The sequence below is a fragment of the Synergistota bacterium genome, from assembly GCA_025060595.1.
In the GTDB taxonomy this organism is placed as follows: domain Bacteria; phylum Synergistota; class GBS-1; order GBS-1; family GBS-1; genus 42-11.
In genome coordinates this window covers 243,877-262,770 of sequence record JANXBX010000001.1, presented here as the reverse complement: position 1 = coordinate 262,770, position 18,894 = coordinate 243,877, and the positions used below count along the sequence as shown (strand labels likewise).

Genomic DNA, 18,894 nt, shown 5'->3' with positions numbered 1-18,894 from the left:
AAAGGAGAATAAAACCGATTTCTTGAAGTATGGTGCAGGAAAGCATTCTTGAAGCGTTAGCTATTACTTTTATTGTTGTTAACATAATGATAATAGCTGAGTATATAAACCTCCTTTCAATAGGTAGAATGTCTTCTTTTCTTAAGGGGAATAGGTGGTTTGGATATCTTGTTTCATCTTTCCTTGGTGCCCTTCCTGGTTGTCTCGGTCCTTTTATAGTAGTATCCTTTTATATGCATGGTTTTTTAAGCTTTGGGGCTCTTATGGGTGCTATGATTGCTACTTCTGGAGATGAATCCTATCTTATGCTTTCTTTGTTTCCGGGGAAAGCCTTGCTTTTGTTCTTTATCCTTTTTCTTTCAGGTATCATTTTCGGATGGTTGTCAGATTTGATTTTAGGGAAATTTAAAGTAGAAGCTTTAAAATGCGATTTCGAGTGTAAGCTTGAGGAGTCTATATCTATTCTTTCAAAGCCTATCTTTAGCTCTCTTAAAAAGATTTCCGTTAAAAGGCATGGTGTGTTTCTGATTCTTCTTTTAGTATTTCTATTCGTTTTTACTTATGAGGATGAAGATTGGCTTAAGATGACCATCCTTGTAGTGTCTGGCCTTTCATTCTTTGTTTTTGCTACGGCTTCTGACCATTATTTAGAAGGGCATGTTTTTAAGCATATTTTGTTTAAACACGGTTTAAAAGTGTTTTCATGGGTGTTTGGGATGATTTTATTTATGAAGTTTCTATTTAGTTATTTGGATATTTCTACTCTTTTTGAAGAAAAGCAGGGTCTCATTTTTATTATCGCTGCCTTAGTTGGACTTATTCCAGAATCTGGTCCTCACCTTTTCTTTTCTCTTGCTTACTCTCGTGGTTTGGTGCCTTTCTCTGTTCTTTTTGTAAACTCCTTCATTCAAGATGGACATGGGCTTTTACCCCTTTTTTCTCATTCGATTAAGACCGCTTTGGTTGTAAAGCTGGTGAAGTTCCTTTTTGGTGTGGTTGTGGGCGGAATTATACATTTTATGGGTTTTTAAGGAGAGGGACTTCCTAAAAGAAAAAATTTATGTTATAATGAAGCTTGCTTATGGAAAGGTGGGCCCGTAGCTCAATTGGCAGAGCCGCCGGCTCATAACCGGTAGGTTGGGGGTTCGAGTCCTCCCGGGCCCACCATTTTTATTTATTTTCTAGAGGTGATCTTTCTGACCCACAAGGAGTTAATTGGGGTTTTGGAGAGGGAATTTCCGCTTTATCTTGCTGAAAGTTGGGATAATACAGGGCTTCAAGTGGGTCCTTTTGATGATGAAATTAGGCGTATAGGGGTGGCTCTTAATCCCTCTTTACGTACTCTTTATCTTGCAGTGGAGAAAGGCTGTAATTTTTTATTAACACATCATCCTCTTATTCTTACTGGGCTTAGGAGGGTTGATCTTTCAGGGAGTATTGGAAAGGTGATAAATTTAGCGATATTGAAGAAAATCACTATTTATTCCATTCATACTCCATGGGATTCAGCCTTAGGGGGAGGTAATGACTATTGGGCTGACCTCTTAGGTCTTGAAAATAGAAATCCAATTGTTCCCTTAAGGGAAAATCCTCAAACAGGTATAGGTAGAGTTGGGGAAGTGTATGGAACTTCTTTTTATGATATGGTATCATTTTTAAAAAAGGAAGTTAGATTTCTTATTCCTGTATTTTCAGGAAAGGATAAGATATACAAAGTAGCCTTATGTACCGGAAGCGGGGGAGATCTTTTAGAAAAGGTTATATCTTTGAGAGTTGATGTTTATATTACCTGTGATCTAAAATATCATCAGATCCTTAATGCTCTTTATGCTGGTCTTAACTTAATAATCCTTAGTCATCATGAGATGGAAGAGAAAAGCTTATTTTACCTTGAAAGGAGGCTTCGAGATCTTTTACCTAGTTTGGGATTGGAGATTTTAAAGGAGGAGGACCCATTTTTGGGATGAAGGTAAGGATTTTCACTGATGGGGCCTCGCAGGGGAATCCTGGAGAAGCCTCTGTTGGTATATCTTTGGAGTATGATGAAGAAGGAAGAGCGATAAAAGAAAAGTATGGGTTTTATATAGGAGAGGCCACAAATAATGTGGCAGAATATTTAGCTTTGGTATGTGCTTTAAGGCTCGCTAAAGAAAAAGGAGCTGATGAGGTAGAGGTTTTTGTAGATAGTGAATTGGTTTACAAGCAAATTTTAGGAGTTTATATCGTTCGGAGTCAAAAGCTTCAAGGATTGTTTAAAGAAGCAAAGGAGCTTTTGGAATCCTTTCAGCGTTTTTCCATTTATCATCTTCCTAGGAGAATGAATAAGGAGGCGGATACCTTAGCTAATATGGCTTTAAAGCTCTATAGAATGGCTAAAGTAAGAGCTTGAAGGGGGTGCTTGTCTTGAAGAGAGTTTTAAGTGGGATGCGCCCAACGGGCAAGCTTCACTTGGGGCATCTCGTTGGGGCTCTTAAAAATTGGGTAGACTTTCAGGATAAATATAGTTGTTATTATTGTATAGTTGACTGGCATGCTATGATGTCCGAATATGCGGATCCTTCTAAGCTCAAAGAATATATAGTTGAGATGGCCTTGGATTGGTATGCTGTAGGGATAGATTTTAGTAAAAGTACGGTTTTTATACAGTCTGAAGTGCCTGAGCATGCAGAGCTTCATCTTGCTCTTTCCATGATAACCCCGGTTTCTTGGCTTGAGAGAAACCCTACCTATAAGGAGCAGATGAGAGAGATAAAGAACAAAGATTTATCAACCTATGCTTTCTTAGGGTATCCAGTTCTTCAAGCGGCAGATATTCTTATATATAACGCTCATTATGTTCCTGTGGGAGAGGATCAAGCTCCTCATCTTGAGCTAACAAGAGAAATAGCAAGGAGATTTAACTATTTCTATGGGGAAGTCTTTGTTATTCCAGAGATGATACTTACTCCTGTTCCAAAGATATTGGGGACTGATGGACGTAAGATGAGCAAGAGTTATAACAATTATATAGGGCTTACAGAGGATCCAGGATCTGTTGAGGAAAAGGTATTAACTATGATGACTGATACTCGCAGGATGAGAAGAAGCGATCCTGGTGTTCCTGAGGATTGTCCAGTATTTTATCTTCATAAGGCTTTTAACGATAGTGTAAGCGAATTAGAAGAGGTCTATAAAGGCTGTAGAACTGCGCTTATAGGTTGCATCGATTGTAAGAAAGTACTTCTTAAGCATCTTTTACCGACTCTTGAGCCTTTCAGGAATAGGAGAAACGAGTATGAGAACAAAAGGGATGAGATCGTTGAGATGCTTCATGAGGGAGCTAAAAAAGCGAGGGAGTTTGCTTCAGGTATGATTCATAAGGTTAAGGAGGCAATGAAGATAGCTTGGTAGGAGATGAAAATCAGGCTAAATAAGTTTTTAGCTCAGTGTGGTGTAACCTCTCGGCGAAGAGCGGAGGATCTTATATTAAGCGGTAGGGTTAGCGTTAACGGTAGGATAGTGCGAGAGCTTGCTTTTTTCGTTAATCCTGAGAAAGATGAGGTTCGGATTGGGAAGAGGCTCCTTAGACCGGAAAGAAAAGTTTATATAGTTTTAAATAAGCCGGTGGGTTATGTTTGTGCTGTTAAAGATAAATGGTATCCTACCGTTATGGATTTAATTAAAGGGGTTAAGGAAAGGGTTTATCCAGTAGGTAGGCTTGATTTGCGGAGCGAAGGATTACTTGTCATAACTAATGATGGTGAGTTAACTCACTTTCTGACTCATCCTTCTGGGGAAATAAAAAAGACCTATCTCGTTAAGGGAGATAGGCTTCCTAATGAAGTCGAAGTAAAGGCTATGCAGATGGGGGTTCCGTTAGAGGATGGAATTACATCCCCTGCTAAAATCAAGATCCTTCCCGATGGTTGGGTTGAGATTTCCATAGGGGAAGGAAAGAAAAGGGAGGTAAGGAGAATCTTCGGTTACTTTGGAATAAAGGTTGAAAGGCTTATAAGAGTTGCTATAGGGAAGATGCGTCTTAAGAACCTTAAGGAGGGAGAATATAGATTCCTAACTAAGGAAAAGCTTCTCCATATGATATTATATGGTGGTGTGATATAATCATTTTGATAGTTTTAAGTGGAGGTAAGATAAGATGGTTGTAGATAGCTCTGTTGTAGAACGAATTTTACGCAGAGTTGATGAGATCCCTCCTCTACCTACGGTTGTGATTAAAGCTATAAAAACCCTTGATGACCCTAAAAGTAGCTCTTCTGACGTAGCTAAAATAATTTCTCAGGATGAAGGGTTAACAGCTAAGATATTGAAGCTTGCAAACTCTGCCTATTATGGCTTCCCGAGAAGTATAGGAACACTAAGTGAGGCTATAACTGTTTTGGGATATAACACTGTTAAGTCTTTAATATATGCAGCTGCGGCTCATGGTCATATGAGTGGAGAGCTTCAAGGATATGCTCTCGATAGGGGGGAACTATGGCGCCATTCCTTAGGGGTTGCAATAGTTTGTAGAGAGATAGCTAAGAAAGTTAAATATAGGGATATGGAGCAGGCTTTTGTTACAGGTCTGCTTCACGATATAGGCAAGATAGTTCTTAATCAGTTTGTGCGCTTTGGTTTTACTCTTATATTGCGTAAGGTTGAGACAGAAAGGGTTCCTTTTCATGAAGCTGAGAAGGATATACTTGGGTTTGATCATACTGATATAGGAGGTAAAATAGCTGAGAAGTGGAATCTCCCCCCGGAGCTTGTAGATGCTATAGCGCATCATCATTCTCCAGAGGAGGCTAGAATCTCTCCTAAGCTCGTTTCTATTGCTCATTTGGGGGATGCCATATGCCTCATGCTTGGTTGGGGACTTGGAGCAGATGGCCTTCTTTATCCCTTGAGTGAGTTTGCTTTGCAGAACTTAGGCATAGACAATATGGATGAGTTAATTTCTGCCTCAAGTGATAGTCTTAGGCAAGAGGACCTCTTTTCTGCTCTTGAGTAGGTAGGAGGGAAGTACGGTTTGATAGTTGCCATAGATGGGCCTGCAGGTAGTGGTAAGACAACGGTAGCCAAGCTTGTTGCAAGAAGGCTTGGCTTTTTTTATCTTGATACAGGGGCTATTTATAGGGCTTTGACTCTAAAGCTCCTAAGAAGTAACCTTCCCTTGGATGATATTGAGGGAGTTTGCCAGGTATTAAACACAATGGATATTAATATAGAAGATGATAAGCTTTTTCTTGATGGGGAGGATGTAAGCGAGGCTGTAAGGGATCCGGAAGTGGATAGAAAGGTTTCCCTGGTGGCAAGGATCCCTGAGGTAAGAGAAAGGCTTCTCCCTTTGCAGAGGGATCTTGTCAAAGGTAGGGATGCTGTTGTAGAAGGTAGAGATATGGGTACGATCGTCTTTCCTGAGGCTGAGGTTAAGGTCTTTTTAACTGCTTCTATTGAAGAAAGAGCTTATCGTCGCTGGAAGGAGCTTGTTCAAAAGGGTAAGGACATTTCCTTCGAGGCAGTTCTTCAAGATCTTAAAAGAAGGGATGATATAGACTCGAAAAGAGAAATAGCCCCTCTTAAAGTTGCTCCTGACGCTATAGTTATAGACACCACTTCAAAGAGTATAGAGGATGTAGTAGAGGAGGTAGTTAATCTTGTTTTACAATATTATAAAAGTGCTGGCATTCTTTATACTTAAGCTTTTCTTTTTTATAGAAGCTAAAGGTAGAAAAAATATTCCGAAGGATGGAGGGCTTCTTGTCATCTCGAATCACTGTAGTCAAATGGATCCTGTTATAATTGGTGCGGTTTTCCCCCGAAGGCTCTATTATATGGGGAAGGAAGAGCTTTTCAAGATACCCTTTTTAAGAAGTCTTATAGTGTCTTTAGGTGCCTTTCCAGTAAAAAGAGGGGAAGGGGATCTTAAAGCCCTTTCTAGGATAATCGAACTTGTGGATCAAGGTAAGGCTGTTTTACTTTTTCCTGAGGGATCTCGATCTGAAGATGGAGAACTTAAAGATTTTATGCACGGAGCTTCTTACGTGGCTTTTAAGACATCTGTTCCAGTTTTACCTGTGGCTGTTAAAGGAAGCTTTGAAGCTATGCCTAAAGGGCAATACTTTCCTAGGCCTACTAAGATTAAAGTCTCCTTTGGTAAGGTTTTATATTTTAAAGGGAGAGGAGGAAAAAGCATTAGGGAAGAGATCAAAGCTTTTACTAATGATCTTAGAGAAAATATACTTATGCTTTTAAAGGGTGAAATATGAGAGGAGTATTAGTCTCTCTTATACTTCCTTTCTCTAATCCCCTTGAAATAGATCAACAGTTAGAGGAATTAAGAGAGCTTTTTAGAACATTGGGTGGGGAAACGGTAGCGGTTTTAACACAGAAAAGAAGTCCTGATCCGGCTTTTCTTTTAGGTAGGGGGAAGGTTGAAGAGCTTAAGAAACTTGTTGAGGATTTAAAGGTCGATATGGTGGTCTTTAACGATGATCTAACTCCTCGTCAACAGGTTAATCTTGAGGAAGCTCTTGGGGTTAAGGTTATGGATAGAACTCAGCTTATAATTGAGATATTCGCAAGGAGAGCTCGTACTGCTGAGGCAAAACTTCAGGTGGAGCTTGCTCAGCTAACTTATGAGTTAACAAGGCTTAGAGGGAGAGGAAAGGAGCTTTCGAGGCTTGGGGGAGGAGTGGGAACTAGGGGACCTGGAGAACCGGAGATCGAAGCGGAGCGAAGTAGAATAAAAGAAAGGATAGCTCATCTAAGAGAAAAGCTTGAAGAAATAAGAGAGAGGAGAGATATACAGAGGAAGAGAAGAAAAAGAGTCGGAGCCTTTCAAGTTTCTATTGTAGGTTATACCAATGCTGGTAAGTCGACGCTTCTTTCTACTTTAAGTGGTGAAGACGTATATGTGGAGGATAAGCTTTTTGCAACTCTTGATCCGTTGACAAGGAAGGTATATCTGCCATCGGGACGAGAGATTCTTTTGACGGATACTGTGGGATTCATAAGAAAGCTTCCGCATCATCTTGTAGCGGCCTTTAGAGCTACTCTTGAAGAGGTAAGGGAATCTGATGGTTTGCTTCATGTGGTCGATATATCCTCTTATAATTTTCTTGAACAGATAGATGCGGTTAACGCTGTTCTTAAAAGCCTAAAGAGCTTGGATAAGCCCACTATAATGGTCTTTAATAAGATAGATAAGCTTTCTTCAGATGAGCTTGAGGCCTTAAAGAACAGGCTTAAGGAGAGATTTGAGGATAAAGTAGTTTATATATCTGCTTTGAAGAAGTATAATATCGAAGAGCTATATCAAGCTATGGAGAGGTGGTTTTAAACTGGGGGATAAGCCTGCTTTGCTCAGCATGACTGGCTATGGTAGAGGTGAAAGCGAGGGGAATGGATTAAAGTGCTTAGTGGAAATATCTTCGGTAAATCATCGCTTTTGTGAAATAATGGTCAAGCTTTCCAAGAATCTTCTTGCCCTTGAGCTTAAGATAAGAGAATATATAAGAGGGAAAATTAACAGAGGCAAGATTAACGTTCTTGTTAGCTTTCGCTATACTGAGAGGTACGTACCTGAAATAATCTTAAACAGATCGTTAGCTAAGCAGTATTATGAGATGCTCAACAGGCTTAAGGATGAGCTTAAACTTTTGGATGAGATAAGGCTTGATCTTCTCTTAAGATTTCCTGATCTTTTTGAGATAATGGAAATTACAGAAGATGTTGAGAAAATATGGCCTATGGTTAAGGAAGCTTTGGATTCTGCCATTAAGAATATGATGGAGATGAAAGAGAGGGAAGGAGCATATTTAGCAGAAGACCTTAAAAAGCGCTTAAAAGTTCTTTTTTCTTTATCTGAGGAGGTTGAAAGGAGGTGCTTGGAGCTTAGGGAGTCCATTCCACAAAAGCTGAGAGAGAGGGTTAGAGAAATATTATGCGATGTACCTGTAAATGAGGACAGGCTCCTTACTGAGATAGCTCTTTTTCAGGAGAAAAGGGACGCTACGGAAGAGATAGTTAGGTTTAAAAGTCATTTAAATCAATTTTGGGAGATGCTAATGGGGGGGAGCCCCGTAGGAAGAAAGATGGATTTTCTTGTTCAGGAGATGTTAAGAGAGGTAAATACCTTGTCCTCTAAAGCTGGAGAAGCTGAGATTTCGAAGCTTGTGGTTGAGATGAAGGCTGAGCTTGAGAGGATAAGAGAGCAGGTTCAAAATATAGAGTGAGGTGATCTCGCTTATGGGATTAAAGCTTATAAATGTGGGTTTTGGTAATGTTGTTGTTGCTAATAGAATAGTTGCGATAGTTAGTCCAGGATCAGCGCCCATAAAGCGAATGAAGGAAGCTGCTCGGGAGAGAGGAAAGCTTATAGATGCAACTTGTGGTAGAAGGACTAGAGCAGTTATAATAACCGATAGTGATCATATAATATTATCTGCTATTCAACCTGAGACTGTTGCAAATAGGGTTATAGAGGAAAGTGATAGGGAGGATGAACCAACGTAGAGGTAAGCTTTTCGTTATCTCTGGTCCCTCAGGGGCGGGTAAGGGAACGCTTAGGAGAGAGCTATTTAAAGCGTTGCCAGAGCTAGTTTACTCTGTTTCAGTTACTACAAGAAAACCTAGGATTGGGGAAATTAACGGTGTAGATTACTTTTTCATATCTCCGGCTGAGTTTGAAAGGATGAGAGATAACGGGGAGCTTATTGAGTGGGCGGAAGTTCATGGAAATCTATATGGAACGCCAAAGGCTTTTGTAGAGGAGAGACTTAAAGAGGGGAAGAGTGTAGTTCTTGAAATTGATGTTCAGGGTGCCTTGCAGATAAAAAGGAGATTCCCTGAAGCGATATTGATTTTTATCCTTCCTCCCTCGCAAGAGGAGCTTTCCTTGAGGCTTAAGGGAAGAGGAACTGAGAGTCCTGAAGAGCTTGAGCTTAGATTAAAAAATGCCTCTTTAGAGATGAATAGAAGGGAGCTTTATGATTATGCTGTTGTTAATGATGATGTTAAAAGAGCTTCCTCTGAGCTGATAGATATAGTAAGAAAGGAGATATACGGTTTGGGGGGTGAGTGTAAGGATGTTTTATCCACCGATAGAGGATCTAATGAAGAAGGCAAACATAAACACTCACTATCTTTTGACGATGGTGATCGCAAAGAGGGCAAGAGCGATAAGCAGTGATCCATCGAGGAAGGTTTTAAGTGTGGAGCCTATCAAACCTATATCCATTGCCTTGAAAGAGCTTGATCGGGGGTTAATAGAATGGGAGATGCCTTCAAAAGTTTTCTTCAGGGAAAGAACATAATCCTTGGTGTTACAGGTAGCATATCAGCTTATAAGAGTGTTGAGTTCTTGCGGTTACTTCAGGATGGGGGAGCCAATGTTAAGGTTATACTAAGTGAAGGTGCAACGGAGTTTATAACTCCCCTTTCCTTTTCTCCTTTCGCTAAAGAAGTATACTCTCCATCTGACTATTTTGCAGGAGGAGTTCCTCATATAGAGCTTGCTTCTTGGGGAGAACTACTTATAGTATACCCTGCATCTGCTGATTTCATATCCTCGGTTGCTTTTGGTAGGGCGGATGGGCTTCTTGAAACCGTTTATATGGCCTTCAGGGGACCTAAGATTCTTGCCCCTGCTATGAATTGGAGGATGTATGAAAGTTCAAGTTTAAGAAGAGCTTTAAAGCTGATAAAGGATGAAGCCATCATACTTGAGCCTGAGGAGGGATTTTTGGCATGTGGCGAATCTGGAAAGGGGAGGCTTGTTTCTCCCGAAACTGCCTTTTATATAGCTGAGAAAACCTTGTACGAGCCTAAGATTCTTACAGGATTGAAGGTTTTAGTTACTGCTGGTCCCACGAGAGAATGGATAGATCCTGTTAGGTTTATCTCGAACCCTTCGAGCGGTAAGATGGGATACTCGGTTGCGTATGTAGCAAGCCTTATGGGAGCTTATGTATATCTTGTAAGCGGACCGGTTAATCTGACTCCTCCTCCGGATGTTAAGTTGTATAAGGTTGAAGCTGCTTGTGAGATGTTCGAGGCCTGTTTAGAGATTTTTCCAAACGTTCATATAGCTGTTAAGTCAGCAGCCGTTTCAGATTTTAAGCCGGTTTCGACCTCTTCCTCTAAAATAAAGAAGGAGGGGCTTTCTGGTTTAGTTGTTGAACTTTCTAAAAATCCTGATATACTTCTTGAACTTGGTAAGATAAAAAAGAACGGCCAAGTTCTTGTGGGTTTTGCTCTTGAGACGGAAGATGTCTTTGCAAACGCTTATAAGAAGCTTAAAGAGAAGAACGCTGACTTTATTGTAGTTAACGAGGCGAGCATAGGATTTGCAGGAGAAGAGAATGAGGTTGCTTTTGTTTATCCTTCTGGTGTTGTGAGATTTTTACCAAGACTTCATAAAAAGAAGGTAGCTGAAGAGATACTTAAAGAGGCTAATGGGATACGTACTGGATGTTGCCGTTGAGCGCCCTATACATTTTGTTCTTTCTTACTTCAGCTCTCAGAAGCTTGAGCCTGGTTTAAGAGTTAGAGTTCCTGTTGGTAAGAGCTTGTCTAAAGGATGGGTTTTATCTGTAAGGTTGGGGGAGGAGAAAGGGCTTAAGAAGATAGAAGAGGTTGTGGATTCGTCTCCTCCTATACCCTCTTCTTTTTTAGAGTTTGCCAAAATGCTTTCTTTTGAATATTGTTATCCTCTTGGTATGACCCTTAAGCTTTTTTTCTCTTATGACTATTTACCGCCTTTTGGTGAATTAGGATTGAAACCTCACAGAGAGGGATTTAATAAAGTAATTGTAGGCTCAAGAGATATGAGAGCCTCTTATTATAAAAAGCTCTGTCTTGAGTTTCTGAGTAACGGGGAAAAGGTATTACTCATTGTTCCTCAGGTTGAGGATGTAGAGGACTGGGCATCGAGGCTCTCCTTTGAAAGAATCTATCTTTGGTTTAGTGAGATGAAAAGAAAGGATAGAAAGAGGGCTTGGGAGGCTGCAAGAAGCGAGGGAGGAGCTCTATTTATTGGAACCTCTTCTTTGGCTTTTCTTCCTGTGAAGGGTTTAGGGCTTATAATAGTAGATGATGAGGGAAGTCCTTACTTAAAAAGGATTTCGTCTCCTTATGTTCACGCAAGGGATGCAGTCCTTTTAAGAAGAAAGATTGAGAGCTTTTCTATGGTTTTAGGAGGTGCGATCCCGAGCCTTGAAGCTTTCGCCTTATTGAAAGAGGGATGGGATCTTGAGGAACTACTCCAAAAGCTTCCAAAGTATAGGCTGGTTGACTTAAGAAAGACTCGGAAAGAGGCCTTTTTATCTCTCTCTGTTTTTAATAAAGTTAAGGCTAACTTAAAAAGTGGGAAGAAAAATGTCCTTTTACTAAATAGAAAAGCTTATGCCTCCTATGTTAAGTGTGAAGAGTGTGGTTATGTCCCAATGTGTTCTAATTGTGGTATTCCTTTGTCTTTTTACAAAAGGGAAAATAAACTTAGGTGCTCTTATTGTGGGCATGAAGAGTTCTTTTTAGATAGGTGTTCTAATTGTAGAGGATTTTTCTTTAAGGTAGGTTCACCAGGTATAGAGCATGTTAAACTTCTCTTGGAGAAGAAGCTGGGCGAGAATGTAGAGTTATGGGATGCGGAGTCAAGAGAGTTTAAGGAATCTTCACTGCTTATTCTTGGGACTCAAAGTGTTCTTCAGCCAAAGGTTATGAGAAACGCAGCTTTGGCTTGTATTGTTTTAGCTGATATATCTTTATATACCTCTGGTTATAGAAGTGAGGAGGAAACCTTAAGGATGATATATTCTCTTGCTGATTTTTCTCCAAAGGAGCTTTACGTTCAAACTAGTATTCCAGAACATCCTGTTTTTAAGGTTTTTGGGAATAACTCTTGGAGGGAATTTCTTCAAAAAGAGCTTGATAAAAGGGAAGAGCTTCGCTACCCACCTAATTACTCGATCGCCGTGATTTCCTTTGAGGGGGGTAGAGAGAGCACCTTAAAGAAAAGAGCAGAAAGCGTAAAAAGGCTTTTCGATGGGAATCCTTACTTGGAGGTTTTAGGCCCTGTTAGGAGATTTCTAGTAGGTGAAAAGCTTTCTTTAGCTTTGGTAGTTAAGGGAAAAAGGGGAGAGCTTCAGAGAGAGCTTTGGAAAAACTTGGAAAGCGGTAAAATTAAGATTTCCAAAAGAGTTAACTTGGTTATCGATCCTTTGGAGGTGTAAGTTAATGTCTTTACCAATTGTAGCGATAGTGGGTAGACCTAACGTAGGCAAATCTACTCTCTTTAACAAAATTATAGGAGAAAGAAAGGCCATAGTTGGTGATATACCTGGAATTACTCGCGACAGAATATATGGAATAGGAGAATGGCTTGGTAAAAGGTTTTGGCTTGTTGATACGGGTGGTTTTTCTCTAGGAGAAAAAGATCCCATATGGGAGGGAATAAGGGAGCAGGTTTTAAAGGCCATAGAGGAAGCGCATCTTGTGCTTTTTGTTGTGGATGGAAAGGATGGACTTTTATCAGCGGATGAGGAAATTGCTGATGTGATAAGGAAGATGAATAAAAAGGCTATTCTTGTTGTTAATAAAATAGACGAATCTAAACACGAAAAGTTTGTTTCGGACTTTTACTCTTTAGGTATAGGTGAAATAATTTCTATATCTGCTGAGTCTAAGAGAAATTTAGATGAGCTCCTTGATAGGGTTATATCTCTATTGCCTGAAGAGGGAGAAGCAGAGCTTAAAGAAGATTTGGTTAAGGTTGCTATAGTGGGTAAGCCTAATGTGGGAAAGTCCTCCTTGCTTAATAGGATTGTTGGGGAGGAAAGAGCAATAGTACATGAGAAACCCGGTACTACTAGGGATTCAGTGGATAGTTTAGTTAATTATAAGGGAAAGGATTATCTTTTTGTTGATACGGCTGGGCTTCGCAGAAGATCGAAGGTTAAGGATAGTATAGAATATTATAGTACGTTAAGGTGTCTTATGTCTTTGGAAAAGAGCGACATTGCTATTCTTATGCTTGATGCTCTTGAGCCGGCTACTATGCAAGATAAGAGAATAGCGGGAATGATAGAGGAAAGAGGCAAAGGTATAATTATCATTGTTAACAAAATAGATCTTTTACCTAAGTATGATGCTAACGCTTTCAAGGATTTTTTATTGAAGGAATTTTATTTTGTAAGTTATGCTCCTGTTTTATTTATCTCTGCTAAGACAGGATATAATGTTGAGAGTATTTTCCCAGTCATAGATAAGGTCTATGCTAACTGGAGAACGAGAATACCTACCTCTCAACTTAATAAGGTTGTTATGGAAGCTTTATACTTTTCTCCTCCTCCCTCGGATAAAAGGGGTAGAAGATTGAAAATTTATTTCGCCTCTCAGAAAGGGGAAGCTCCACCTTTATTTGAACTTTCGGTTAACTCTACTGAGCTAGTTAAGAAGAGTTATCTTGCCTATCTTGAAAATAGGTTAAGAGAGGCTTTTGATTTTGTAGGAACTCCTATAAGGTTTAAGGTGAAGGAGCATTAAGATGACGAAAAGGGTAGTTGCTGTAGTAGATGATGAGGAAGATATAGCAGAACTAATATCTTATAATTTGGTGAAAGAGGGCTTTGAGGTGAAGGCCTTTAGTGATGGAGAGAGCTTTCTATCTGCTTTGGATAAGTTCTATCCAGATATAATTATTTTGGATATTCTTCTTCCTGGTGTTGATGGTTTCGAAATATGTAGATATCTTAAAAGTAACTATAGGTTTTCTAGTATTCCTATAATTATCTTAAGTGTTAAGGATTCGGAAGTTGATAAGGTAGTGGGTCTTGAGCTTGGCGCTGATGATTATCTTACAAAACCCTTCAGTCCTCGAGAGCTAGTTGCAAGAGTTAAAGCTCTTTTAAGAAGAGCAAGTGCAAAATCAGAAAGGAGAGGCCTGCTTAAGGCGGGTCCAATTCTTTTAGACTTTGAGAAAATGGAAGCCTATTTAGAAGAGGAGAAACTCGACTTAACTCCTGTTGAGTTCAGGCTTCTTTCTATATTTCTTCAGAATCCTGGGAGGGTTTTTTCGAGGGATGAGCTTCTTGAGAAGTTCTGGGGAGGGAAATTTGTGGTTGATAGAACTATAGATGTTCATGTAAGCAGTTTGAGGAAAAAGCTTAAAGGTTTTGGGAGCTCCATTAGGTCTGTTAGAGGAGTAGGATACAAGTTTGAGATGGAGAGATAAGTTTTTCCTTTTTCTCACGTTTCTTTTGTCCATTATTCTTGTGGTTAGTTTAGCTTCCTTGAAGCTTAGACTTTTAGTGGTAAGTATAGCTTTGCTTGTTTTTAATTTTTTATTTTATAGGATTGAAAAGAAGCTTAAACATTTAAGGCATCTTCTTAGTTATCTTAAGCTTGGAGACTATAGGGTTAGAATATTCGTAGATAGCGATGATGAAATAAGTAAGGTTTTCAGCGAGATTAATGAGCTTGCTCGTTATATGGAGCTTTCGTTTAAAGAAGGCCTCAAAAAGGAGGAAAAACTTAAAGCTCTTTTTGATCTTTTAGATGATCCAGTGGTTTTGATAGATGAGGTTGGTAGGATAGTTGAAGCTAATAGATCTTTTTATTTTCTTCTTGAAAAGGATAGTGGTAAAGAATTCAAAGGTAGATGGTATTGGGAGCTTTTTAGGGATGGGAATTTCTTTGAGCTTTTTAGCTTAATTAAGGAGAAGGGAAGCGTTAGAAACTTTAGGCTTAGTTTGAAGGATAGGGTTTTTCTTAGCAATGGGTCGCTCTTAAAGAGCGGCCTTTTAATTTGTCTTAAGGAGATTACAGAGGAGGTACGCTTGCGGGAGAGAGAGTCAAACCTTATATCAAGTATCGCTCATGAAATAAAAACTCCCCTTGCGGCAATAAAGGGAGCAGCTGAGACTCTGGAGGAGGAAATAGGGGAAAACAGATTATTATCTATTGTGAAGAGGAACGTTGAAAGGCTTACCAAGATAGTTTCAGATCTTCTTACTCTTCAGGAGGTAGAAAGGGAAATAGTGAGAAAGGAATCCTTGAATTTAATAGAGCTTATTAAGGATGTGTTATCTCTTTTAGAGGGAGAAGCAAAAAGAAAAGGGATTTCCTTGATTTTGGAATCGCCTGAAGAAAAAGTTTTTATTGAGGGGGACAGAATTCTCTTTGAAAGCGCCTTTTTAAATTTGATTGAAAATGCCATAAAGTATAATGTCGAGGGAGGAAGTGTAAAAGTTATTGTCGAAGGCTCTAAAGGAGCTATTAAAGTAGTTGTTGAGGATACCGGTATAGGCATACCTAAAGAGCACATACCCTATATTTTTGAAAAGTTTTATGTAGTTGATAGATCTAGATCAAAGAGATTAGGTGGGGCGGGTCTAGGATTAAGTATAGTTAAGGAAGTAGTATCTCTTCATGGTGGAAGAGTAGAGGTTGAAAGCGAGTTTGGCAAAGGAAGTAGATTTACATTAACATTTCCAGCTTAAAGGATCTGATCCTTGTTACCTTTAGGAAGGTTTTGGTATAATGTCAACTAGACTTATGTGTATCTTTATTTTAAAGATGACACAAAATGATGGGAGGTAGGAGGGATGGGTCTTTTTATTTGGAAGTTTCTTGAGAAGGCAGAACAGACGATTTTAGTTATAGTTTCGTTAGTAGTTACCTTTTTAGTAATGGCGGAGGTAATTCTAAGGTATGTTTTTGCTCGCCCTCTAATGGGGATTGAGGAGCTCGCCACCTTGGTTGGTTGTTGGCTTTACTTTATAGGTTCTGCACATGCTTCTAGAGAAAGAAGCCATATTATGGCAGATGTTTTAAATGTTATCGTAAAAACCCCAAGGAATTTCTTGAAGATTAAATTTGTGATAACTATATTTACTTTTATTATGACTATCATCTTTCTCCAATGGTCTTGGAATTATATAAAATGGGCTTTGAAAGTCCCTGAATATACTCCTTCTCTTAGGATTCCTCTCGTATATGCTCAAGTTGCTATGCTTATATCTGCGATTCTCATGGTTTTTTACACATTTGTAGAGATTGTGGACTATACCTTGCAGCTTTTGGGCAAGAGGGAGATAAGGTTTAAGAAGGAAGAAGAGCTGTCACCAGAAATTGAAAAAAGTTAGACTGGGGAGGAGGTAATTTTATGCATATAGTAATTGATATTCTTATACTTATAGTTGGCTTGTCTATAGGGGTTCCAGTCCCATTTGCTTTTATGGCGGCGGCTCTGTACATGGCTTTGATAGCTTTCCCTGATATTTCTTTTTTGGCTAGTGTTGGATTTAAGGCTCTTAATTCTATAACCCTGTTGTCAATACCGTTCTTTATTATGGCGGGAATGCTTATGGGCTCAAGTGGTATAGCTGAGAGGCTTGTTATATTTGCTGAGGCGCTTCTTGGAAGGATGAGAGGCGGATTAGGTGCTGCTACAATTTGGGCTTGTGCTATATTTGGTGCCATTTCTGGAACCGCTTCCTCTGCTGTGGCTGCTATAGGAACCATAATGATTCCAAAGCTGGAAGAAAGAGGATATCCAAGGTATTATACTACTGCAATGGTCAGTTGTGCTGCAATTTTAGGACAGCTTATACCCCCAAGTGTTCCTATGATTCTATATGGTTGGGTTACGCAGACTTCGATAACCGCCTGCTTTCTTTCTACAGTTATTCCAGGCATCTTAACTGCGACCTTATATTCTATAATTAACTACATAATGGTTAAGAAGAACTTCCCGTTCGTTAAGGTTGAGCCACCTGCTCCTGGTTTCGAGAAATTCAAAATAGTGGCTCGAGCTACAAGACAGAGCATCTGGAGCCTTCTTATGCCCGTGATAATTCTTGGTGGAATATATGGTGGTGTTACAACTCCTACTGAAGCTGCTGCTGTTGCGGTTACCTATGCGATAATAGTTGGTTTTTTTGTTCACAAAGAGCTTACTTTTAAGACCTTCTTTAAGTCTCTCTATACTGCCGCTACTACAAGCAGTGTTGTTGTTCTAATGCTCTTTTTCGTAACCATATTGGGCAGGATATATACCATGGAGAAAGTCCCTATGAAGATCGCTGATTTCCTTATTTCTATCTCTGATAACAAATATGTGATTCTATTTATGATAAATGTTTTCTTGATAATAATAGGTATGCTTATGGATGATTTAAGCGGGACCCTGCTTGTAGCTCCTCTTCTTTTACCTCTGGCTGTTCGTATAGGGGTTCACCCGGTGCATTTTGCCGCTATTTTAGGAACAAATCTTGGTCTTGGAAATGTGACCCCTCCTACAGCTCCCATTCTTTATCTCGGAGGGCGAGTGGGTAGGGTTTCCTTTGATCAATATATAAAGCCTGCTCTTATATTTATGATATTTGGAAATCTTCCCGTTATAGCTCTTACTACCTATATCCCTTGGCTTTCCATGTGGCTTCCTAAATTGGTTCTCGGTATTAGATAAAAATGAAGGCCCGTGAGGTTAAAACCTCACGGGCCTTGTCTCTCTAATTACATTGGATAGTAGCCTCTTTGTTTTAGAGCGCTTGCGACCCTGTTAATTGCAACTATATATGCGGCTGTTCTCATATCGGTATTATACTTTTCTTTGGTTTTACCGACCTCTATGAAGGCATGAATCATCATTTTCATTAACCTCTTTCTTATTTCATCAATATCCCAGAAGAAGGTTTGGAGATCTTGGACCCACTCAAAGTAAGATACTACGACTCCTCCTGCGTTTGCCACAATGTCAGGTACAATAAAAATGCCTTTCTTTAAAAGAATCTCTTCTGCTTCTGGAGTAATAGGACCGTTTGCCCCCTCGATTATAATCTTTGCCTTAACATCATTTGCGTTTTTTTCTGTAATCGCATTTTCAAGAGCTGCTGGAACTAAGATGTCTACATCAAGCTCCAAAAGTTCCTTGTTTGATATCGCTTCTCCTTTAGGATAGCCTTTAATTATACCTTTATTCATGTCCCTATAGTGTATTAGGTCGCTAATGTTTAATCCCCTTTCATCGTATATGCCACCGCTTATATCGCTTACTGCTACTATCTTTGCTCCATATTCCTCACTTAATATCTTCGCTGAGTAAGAGCCAACGTTTCCAAATCCTTGAATTGCAACTCTTGCCTTCGAAATATCCTTTCCTAAGATCTTACAGGCTTCGTTTGCTAGTATTGAAACCCCTCTACCTGTTGCTTCCGGTCTGCCTTCGGATCCGCCAAGGTCAAGAGGCTTTCCTGTAACCACGCCAAGGCTTGTATAACCTACATTCATGCTATAGGTGTCCATGTACCAGGCCATTATCTTTGGGTTTGTATTTATGTCAGGTGCCGGTATATCCTTGTGAGGCCCTATTATGACTTGAATTTCTGAGAAGTATCTTCTGCTTAGTCTCTCGAGCTCCTTTTCTGATAGCTTCGATGGATCAACTCTAACTCCGCCCTTACCCCCGCCAAAAGGAAGGTTCATAACTGCGCATTTCCAGGTCATCCAAAATGCTAAGGCTGCAACCTCATCAAGGTGGGTGTCTGGATGATATCTTATGCCTCCCTTGGCAGGCCCTCTTGCTGTGTTATGTTGTACCCTATACCCCTTAAATATTTCTACTCTTCCATCATCCATTACTACTGGAAAGTGAACTTCCAAGGTTCTCTGCGGCCATAAGAGAAAGTTTCCAAGGTTTGGGTCTAAGTCTATGAGGTCAGCTGCCTTTAAGAACTGTTTCTGAGCATTCTCATAAAGTGGCCCAAAGGGCTTAAGATTCCCCATCGTGCTTAATCTCATTTTGGTATCCTCCCCCCCCTCAAAAATAGCAAGTTTCCTTTTTGGTTCTTTTTACTTCATGCTATTTAATCTCATTTCTATCATAGCCTACATTCTAGTTTTATTCAACCCTCG

At 39.7% G+C, this 18,894-nt stretch carries 19 protein-coding genes, 1 tRNA gene and 1 pseudogene; 20 read left to right on the top strand and 1 reads right to left on the bottom strand.

The genetic code is table 11. The features are described 5' to 3' along the window. Positions 1–29: 29 nt before the first annotated feature. From NZ900_01400 to NZ900_01305, 20 genes and pseudogenes are all read left to right on the top strand, one after another. On the top strand, positions 30–1,031 hold the full coding sequence (locus NZ900_01400; GenBank protein MCS7232748.1) for an arsenic efflux protein: 1,002 nt from the start codon (positions 30–32) through the stop codon (positions 1,029–1,031). A 60-nt stretch (positions 1,032–1,091) separates the two neighbouring features. Beyond that, positions 1,092–1,167 (top strand) — tRNA-Ile (locus tag NZ900_01395). Between the two features lie 20 nt (positions 1,168–1,187). Further along, a complete protein-coding gene (locus NZ900_01390) occupies positions 1,188–1,967 on the top strand; it encodes a Nif3-like dinuclear metal center hexameric protein (protein MCS7232747.1) in 780 nt (259 codons plus the stop codon). Then, a complete protein-coding gene (locus NZ900_01385) occupies positions 1,964–2,389 on the top strand; it encodes a ribonuclease HI family protein (protein ID MCS7232746.1) in 426 nt (141 codons plus the stop codon). The genes NZ900_01390 and NZ900_01385 overlap by 4 nt, the downstream gene beginning before the upstream one ends. A gap of 5 nt (positions 2,390–2,394) precedes the next feature. Further along, a complete protein-coding gene (trpS, locus tag NZ900_01380) occupies positions 2,395–3,390 on the top strand; it encodes a tryptophan--tRNA ligase (protein MCS7232745.1) in 996 nt (331 codons plus the stop codon). Between the two features lie 3 nt (positions 3,391–3,393). Continuing rightward, positions 3,394–4,101, top strand: a complete 708-nt coding sequence (locus NZ900_01375; protein MCS7232744.1) for an rRNA pseudouridine synthase — start codon at positions 3,394–3,396, stop codon at positions 4,099–4,101. 34 nt (positions 4,102–4,135) lie between these two features. Next, positions 4,136–4,990, top strand: coding sequence for an HDOD domain-containing protein (locus tag NZ900_01370; protein ID MCS7232743.1), 855 nt, complete (start codon positions 4,136–4,138; stop codon positions 4,988–4,990). Between the two features lie 18 nt (positions 4,991–5,008). Beyond that, positions 5,009–5,680, top strand: coding sequence for a (d)CMP kinase (cmk, locus tag NZ900_01365; protein ID MCS7232742.1), 672 nt, complete (start codon positions 5,009–5,011; stop codon positions 5,678–5,680). After that, positions 5,637–6,248, top strand: a complete 612-nt coding sequence (locus NZ900_01360; GenBank protein MCS7232741.1) for a 1-acyl-sn-glycerol-3-phosphate acyltransferase — start codon at positions 5,637–5,639, stop codon at positions 6,246–6,248. The genes cmk and NZ900_01360 overlap by 44 nt, the downstream gene beginning before the upstream one ends. Further along, positions 6,245–7,321, top strand: a complete 1,077-nt coding sequence (gene hflX / locus NZ900_01355; protein ID MCS7232740.1) for a GTPase HflX — start codon at positions 6,245–6,247, stop codon at positions 7,319–7,321. The genes NZ900_01360 and hflX overlap by 4 nt, the downstream gene beginning before the upstream one ends. A gap of 28 nt (positions 7,322–7,349) precedes the next feature. After that, entirely contained in the window at positions 7,350–8,216 is an 867-nt protein-coding gene (locus tag NZ900_01350) for a YicC family protein (GenBank protein MCS7232739.1), read from the top strand. A gap of 13 nt (positions 8,217–8,229) precedes the next feature. After that, a complete protein-coding gene (locus tag NZ900_01345) occupies positions 8,230–8,496 on the top strand; it encodes a DUF370 domain-containing protein (protein MCS7232738.1) in 267 nt (88 codons plus the stop codon). Next, a pseudogene (gene gmk / locus NZ900_01340) lies at positions 8,483–9,031 on the top strand (guanylate kinase). The gene NZ900_01345 and the pseudogene gmk overlap by 14 nt, the downstream one beginning before the upstream one ends. A 222-nt stretch (positions 9,032–9,253) precedes the next feature. Beyond that, entirely contained in the window at positions 9,254–10,465 is a 1,212-nt protein-coding gene (gene coaBC, locus NZ900_01335; protein ID MCS7232737.1) for a bifunctional phosphopantothenoylcysteine decarboxylase/phosphopantothenate--cysteine ligase CoaBC, read from the top strand. Continuing rightward, a complete protein-coding gene (locus tag NZ900_01330; protein MCS7232736.1) occupies positions 10,437–12,212 on the top strand; it encodes a hypothetical protein in 1,776 nt (591 codons plus the stop codon). Before coaBC ends, NZ900_01330 begins: the two co-directional genes overlap by 29 nt. Positions 12,213–12,216: 4 nt before the next feature. After that, complete coding sequence (gene der, locus NZ900_01325; protein MCS7232735.1) at positions 12,217–13,524, top strand: ribosome biogenesis GTPase Der; 1,308 nt, start codon at positions 12,217–12,219, stop codon at positions 13,522–13,524. Between the two features lies 1 nt (position 13,525). Further along, positions 13,526–14,212, top strand: coding sequence for a response regulator transcription factor (locus tag NZ900_01320; GenBank protein MCS7232734.1), 687 nt, complete (start codon positions 13,526–13,528; stop codon positions 14,210–14,212). Next, entirely contained in the window at positions 14,196–15,479 is a 1,284-nt protein-coding gene (locus NZ900_01315) for an ATP-binding protein (protein MCS7232733.1), read from the top strand. Before NZ900_01320 ends, NZ900_01315 begins: the two co-directional genes overlap by 17 nt. A 105-nt stretch (positions 15,480–15,584) precedes the next feature. After that, positions 15,585–16,124 carry a TRAP transporter small permease subunit gene (locus NZ900_01310; protein MCS7232732.1) on the top strand — a complete coding sequence of 180 codons (540 nt, stop codon included), beginning with the start codon at positions 15,585–15,587 and terminating at the stop codon, positions 16,122–16,124. Between the two features lie 20 nt (positions 16,125–16,144). After that, positions 16,145–17,449 carry a TRAP transporter large permease gene (locus NZ900_01305; GenBank protein ID MCS7232731.1) on the top strand — a complete coding sequence of 435 codons (1,305 nt, stop codon included), beginning with the start codon at positions 16,145–16,147 and terminating at the stop codon, positions 17,447–17,449. 47 nt (positions 17,450–17,496) lie between these two features. Here the strand turns inward: NZ900_01305 and NZ900_01300 are convergent, their stop codons facing one another. Next, on the bottom strand, positions 17,497–18,780 hold the full coding sequence (locus tag NZ900_01300; protein MCS7232730.1) for a Glu/Leu/Phe/Val dehydrogenase: 1,284 nt from the start codon (positions 18,778–18,780) through the stop codon (positions 17,497–17,499). Between the last annotated feature and the right edge of the window lie 114 nt (positions 18,781–18,894).

Excerpts from the sequence above, each read along its gene's own strand:
- NZ900_01310 (MCS7232732.1), top strand. The coding sequence starts at position 15,585 with ATGGGTCTTTTTATTTGGAAGTTTCTTGAGAAGGCAGAACAGACGATT.
- NZ900_01320 (MCS7232734.1), top strand. The coding sequence starts at position 13,526 with ATGACGAAAAGGGTAGTTGCTGTAGTAGATGATGAGGAAGATATAGCA.
- coaBC (MCS7232737.1), top strand. The coding sequence starts at position 9,254 with ATGGGAGATGCCTTCAAAAGTTTTCTTCAGGGAAAGAACATAATCCTT.
- NZ900_01350 (MCS7232739.1), top strand. The coding sequence starts at position 7,350 with ATGACTGGCTATGGTAGAGGTGAAAGCGAGGGGAATGGATTAAAGTGC.
- NZ900_01345 (MCS7232738.1), top strand. The coding sequence starts at position 8,230 with ATGGGATTAAAGCTTATAAATGTGGGTTTTGGTAATGTTGTTGTTGCT.
- NZ900_01400 (MCS7232748.1), top strand. The coding sequence starts at position 30 with ATGGTGCAGGAAAGCATTCTTGAAGCGTTAGCTATTACTTTTATTGTT.
- der (MCS7232735.1), top strand. The coding sequence starts at position 12,217 with ATGTCTTTACCAATTGTAGCGATAGTGGGTAGACCTAACGTAGGCAAA.
- NZ900_01370 (MCS7232743.1), top strand. The coding sequence starts at position 4,136 with ATGGTTGTAGATAGCTCTGTTGTAGAACGAATTTTACGCAGAGTTGAT.
- hflX (MCS7232740.1), top strand. The coding sequence starts at position 6,245 with ATGAGAGGAGTATTAGTCTCTCTTATACTTCCTTTCTCTAATCCCCTT.
- NZ900_01385 (MCS7232746.1), top strand. The coding sequence starts at position 1,964 with ATGAAGGTAAGGATTTTCACTGATGGGGCCTCGCAGGGGAATCCTGGA.
- NZ900_01330 (MCS7232736.1), top strand. The coding sequence starts at position 10,437 with ATGGGATACGTACTGGATGTTGCCGTTGAGCGCCCTATACATTTTGTT.
- NZ900_01305 (MCS7232731.1), top strand. The coding sequence starts at position 16,145 with ATGCATATAGTAATTGATATTCTTATACTTATAGTTGGCTTGTCTATA.
- NZ900_01300 (MCS7232730.1), bottom strand. The coding sequence starts at position 18,780 with ATGAGATTAAGCACGATGGGGAATCTTAAGCCCTTTGGGCCACTTTAT.
- NZ900_01375 (MCS7232744.1), top strand. The coding sequence starts at position 3,394 with ATGAAAATCAGGCTAAATAAGTTTTTAGCTCAGTGTGGTGTAACCTCT.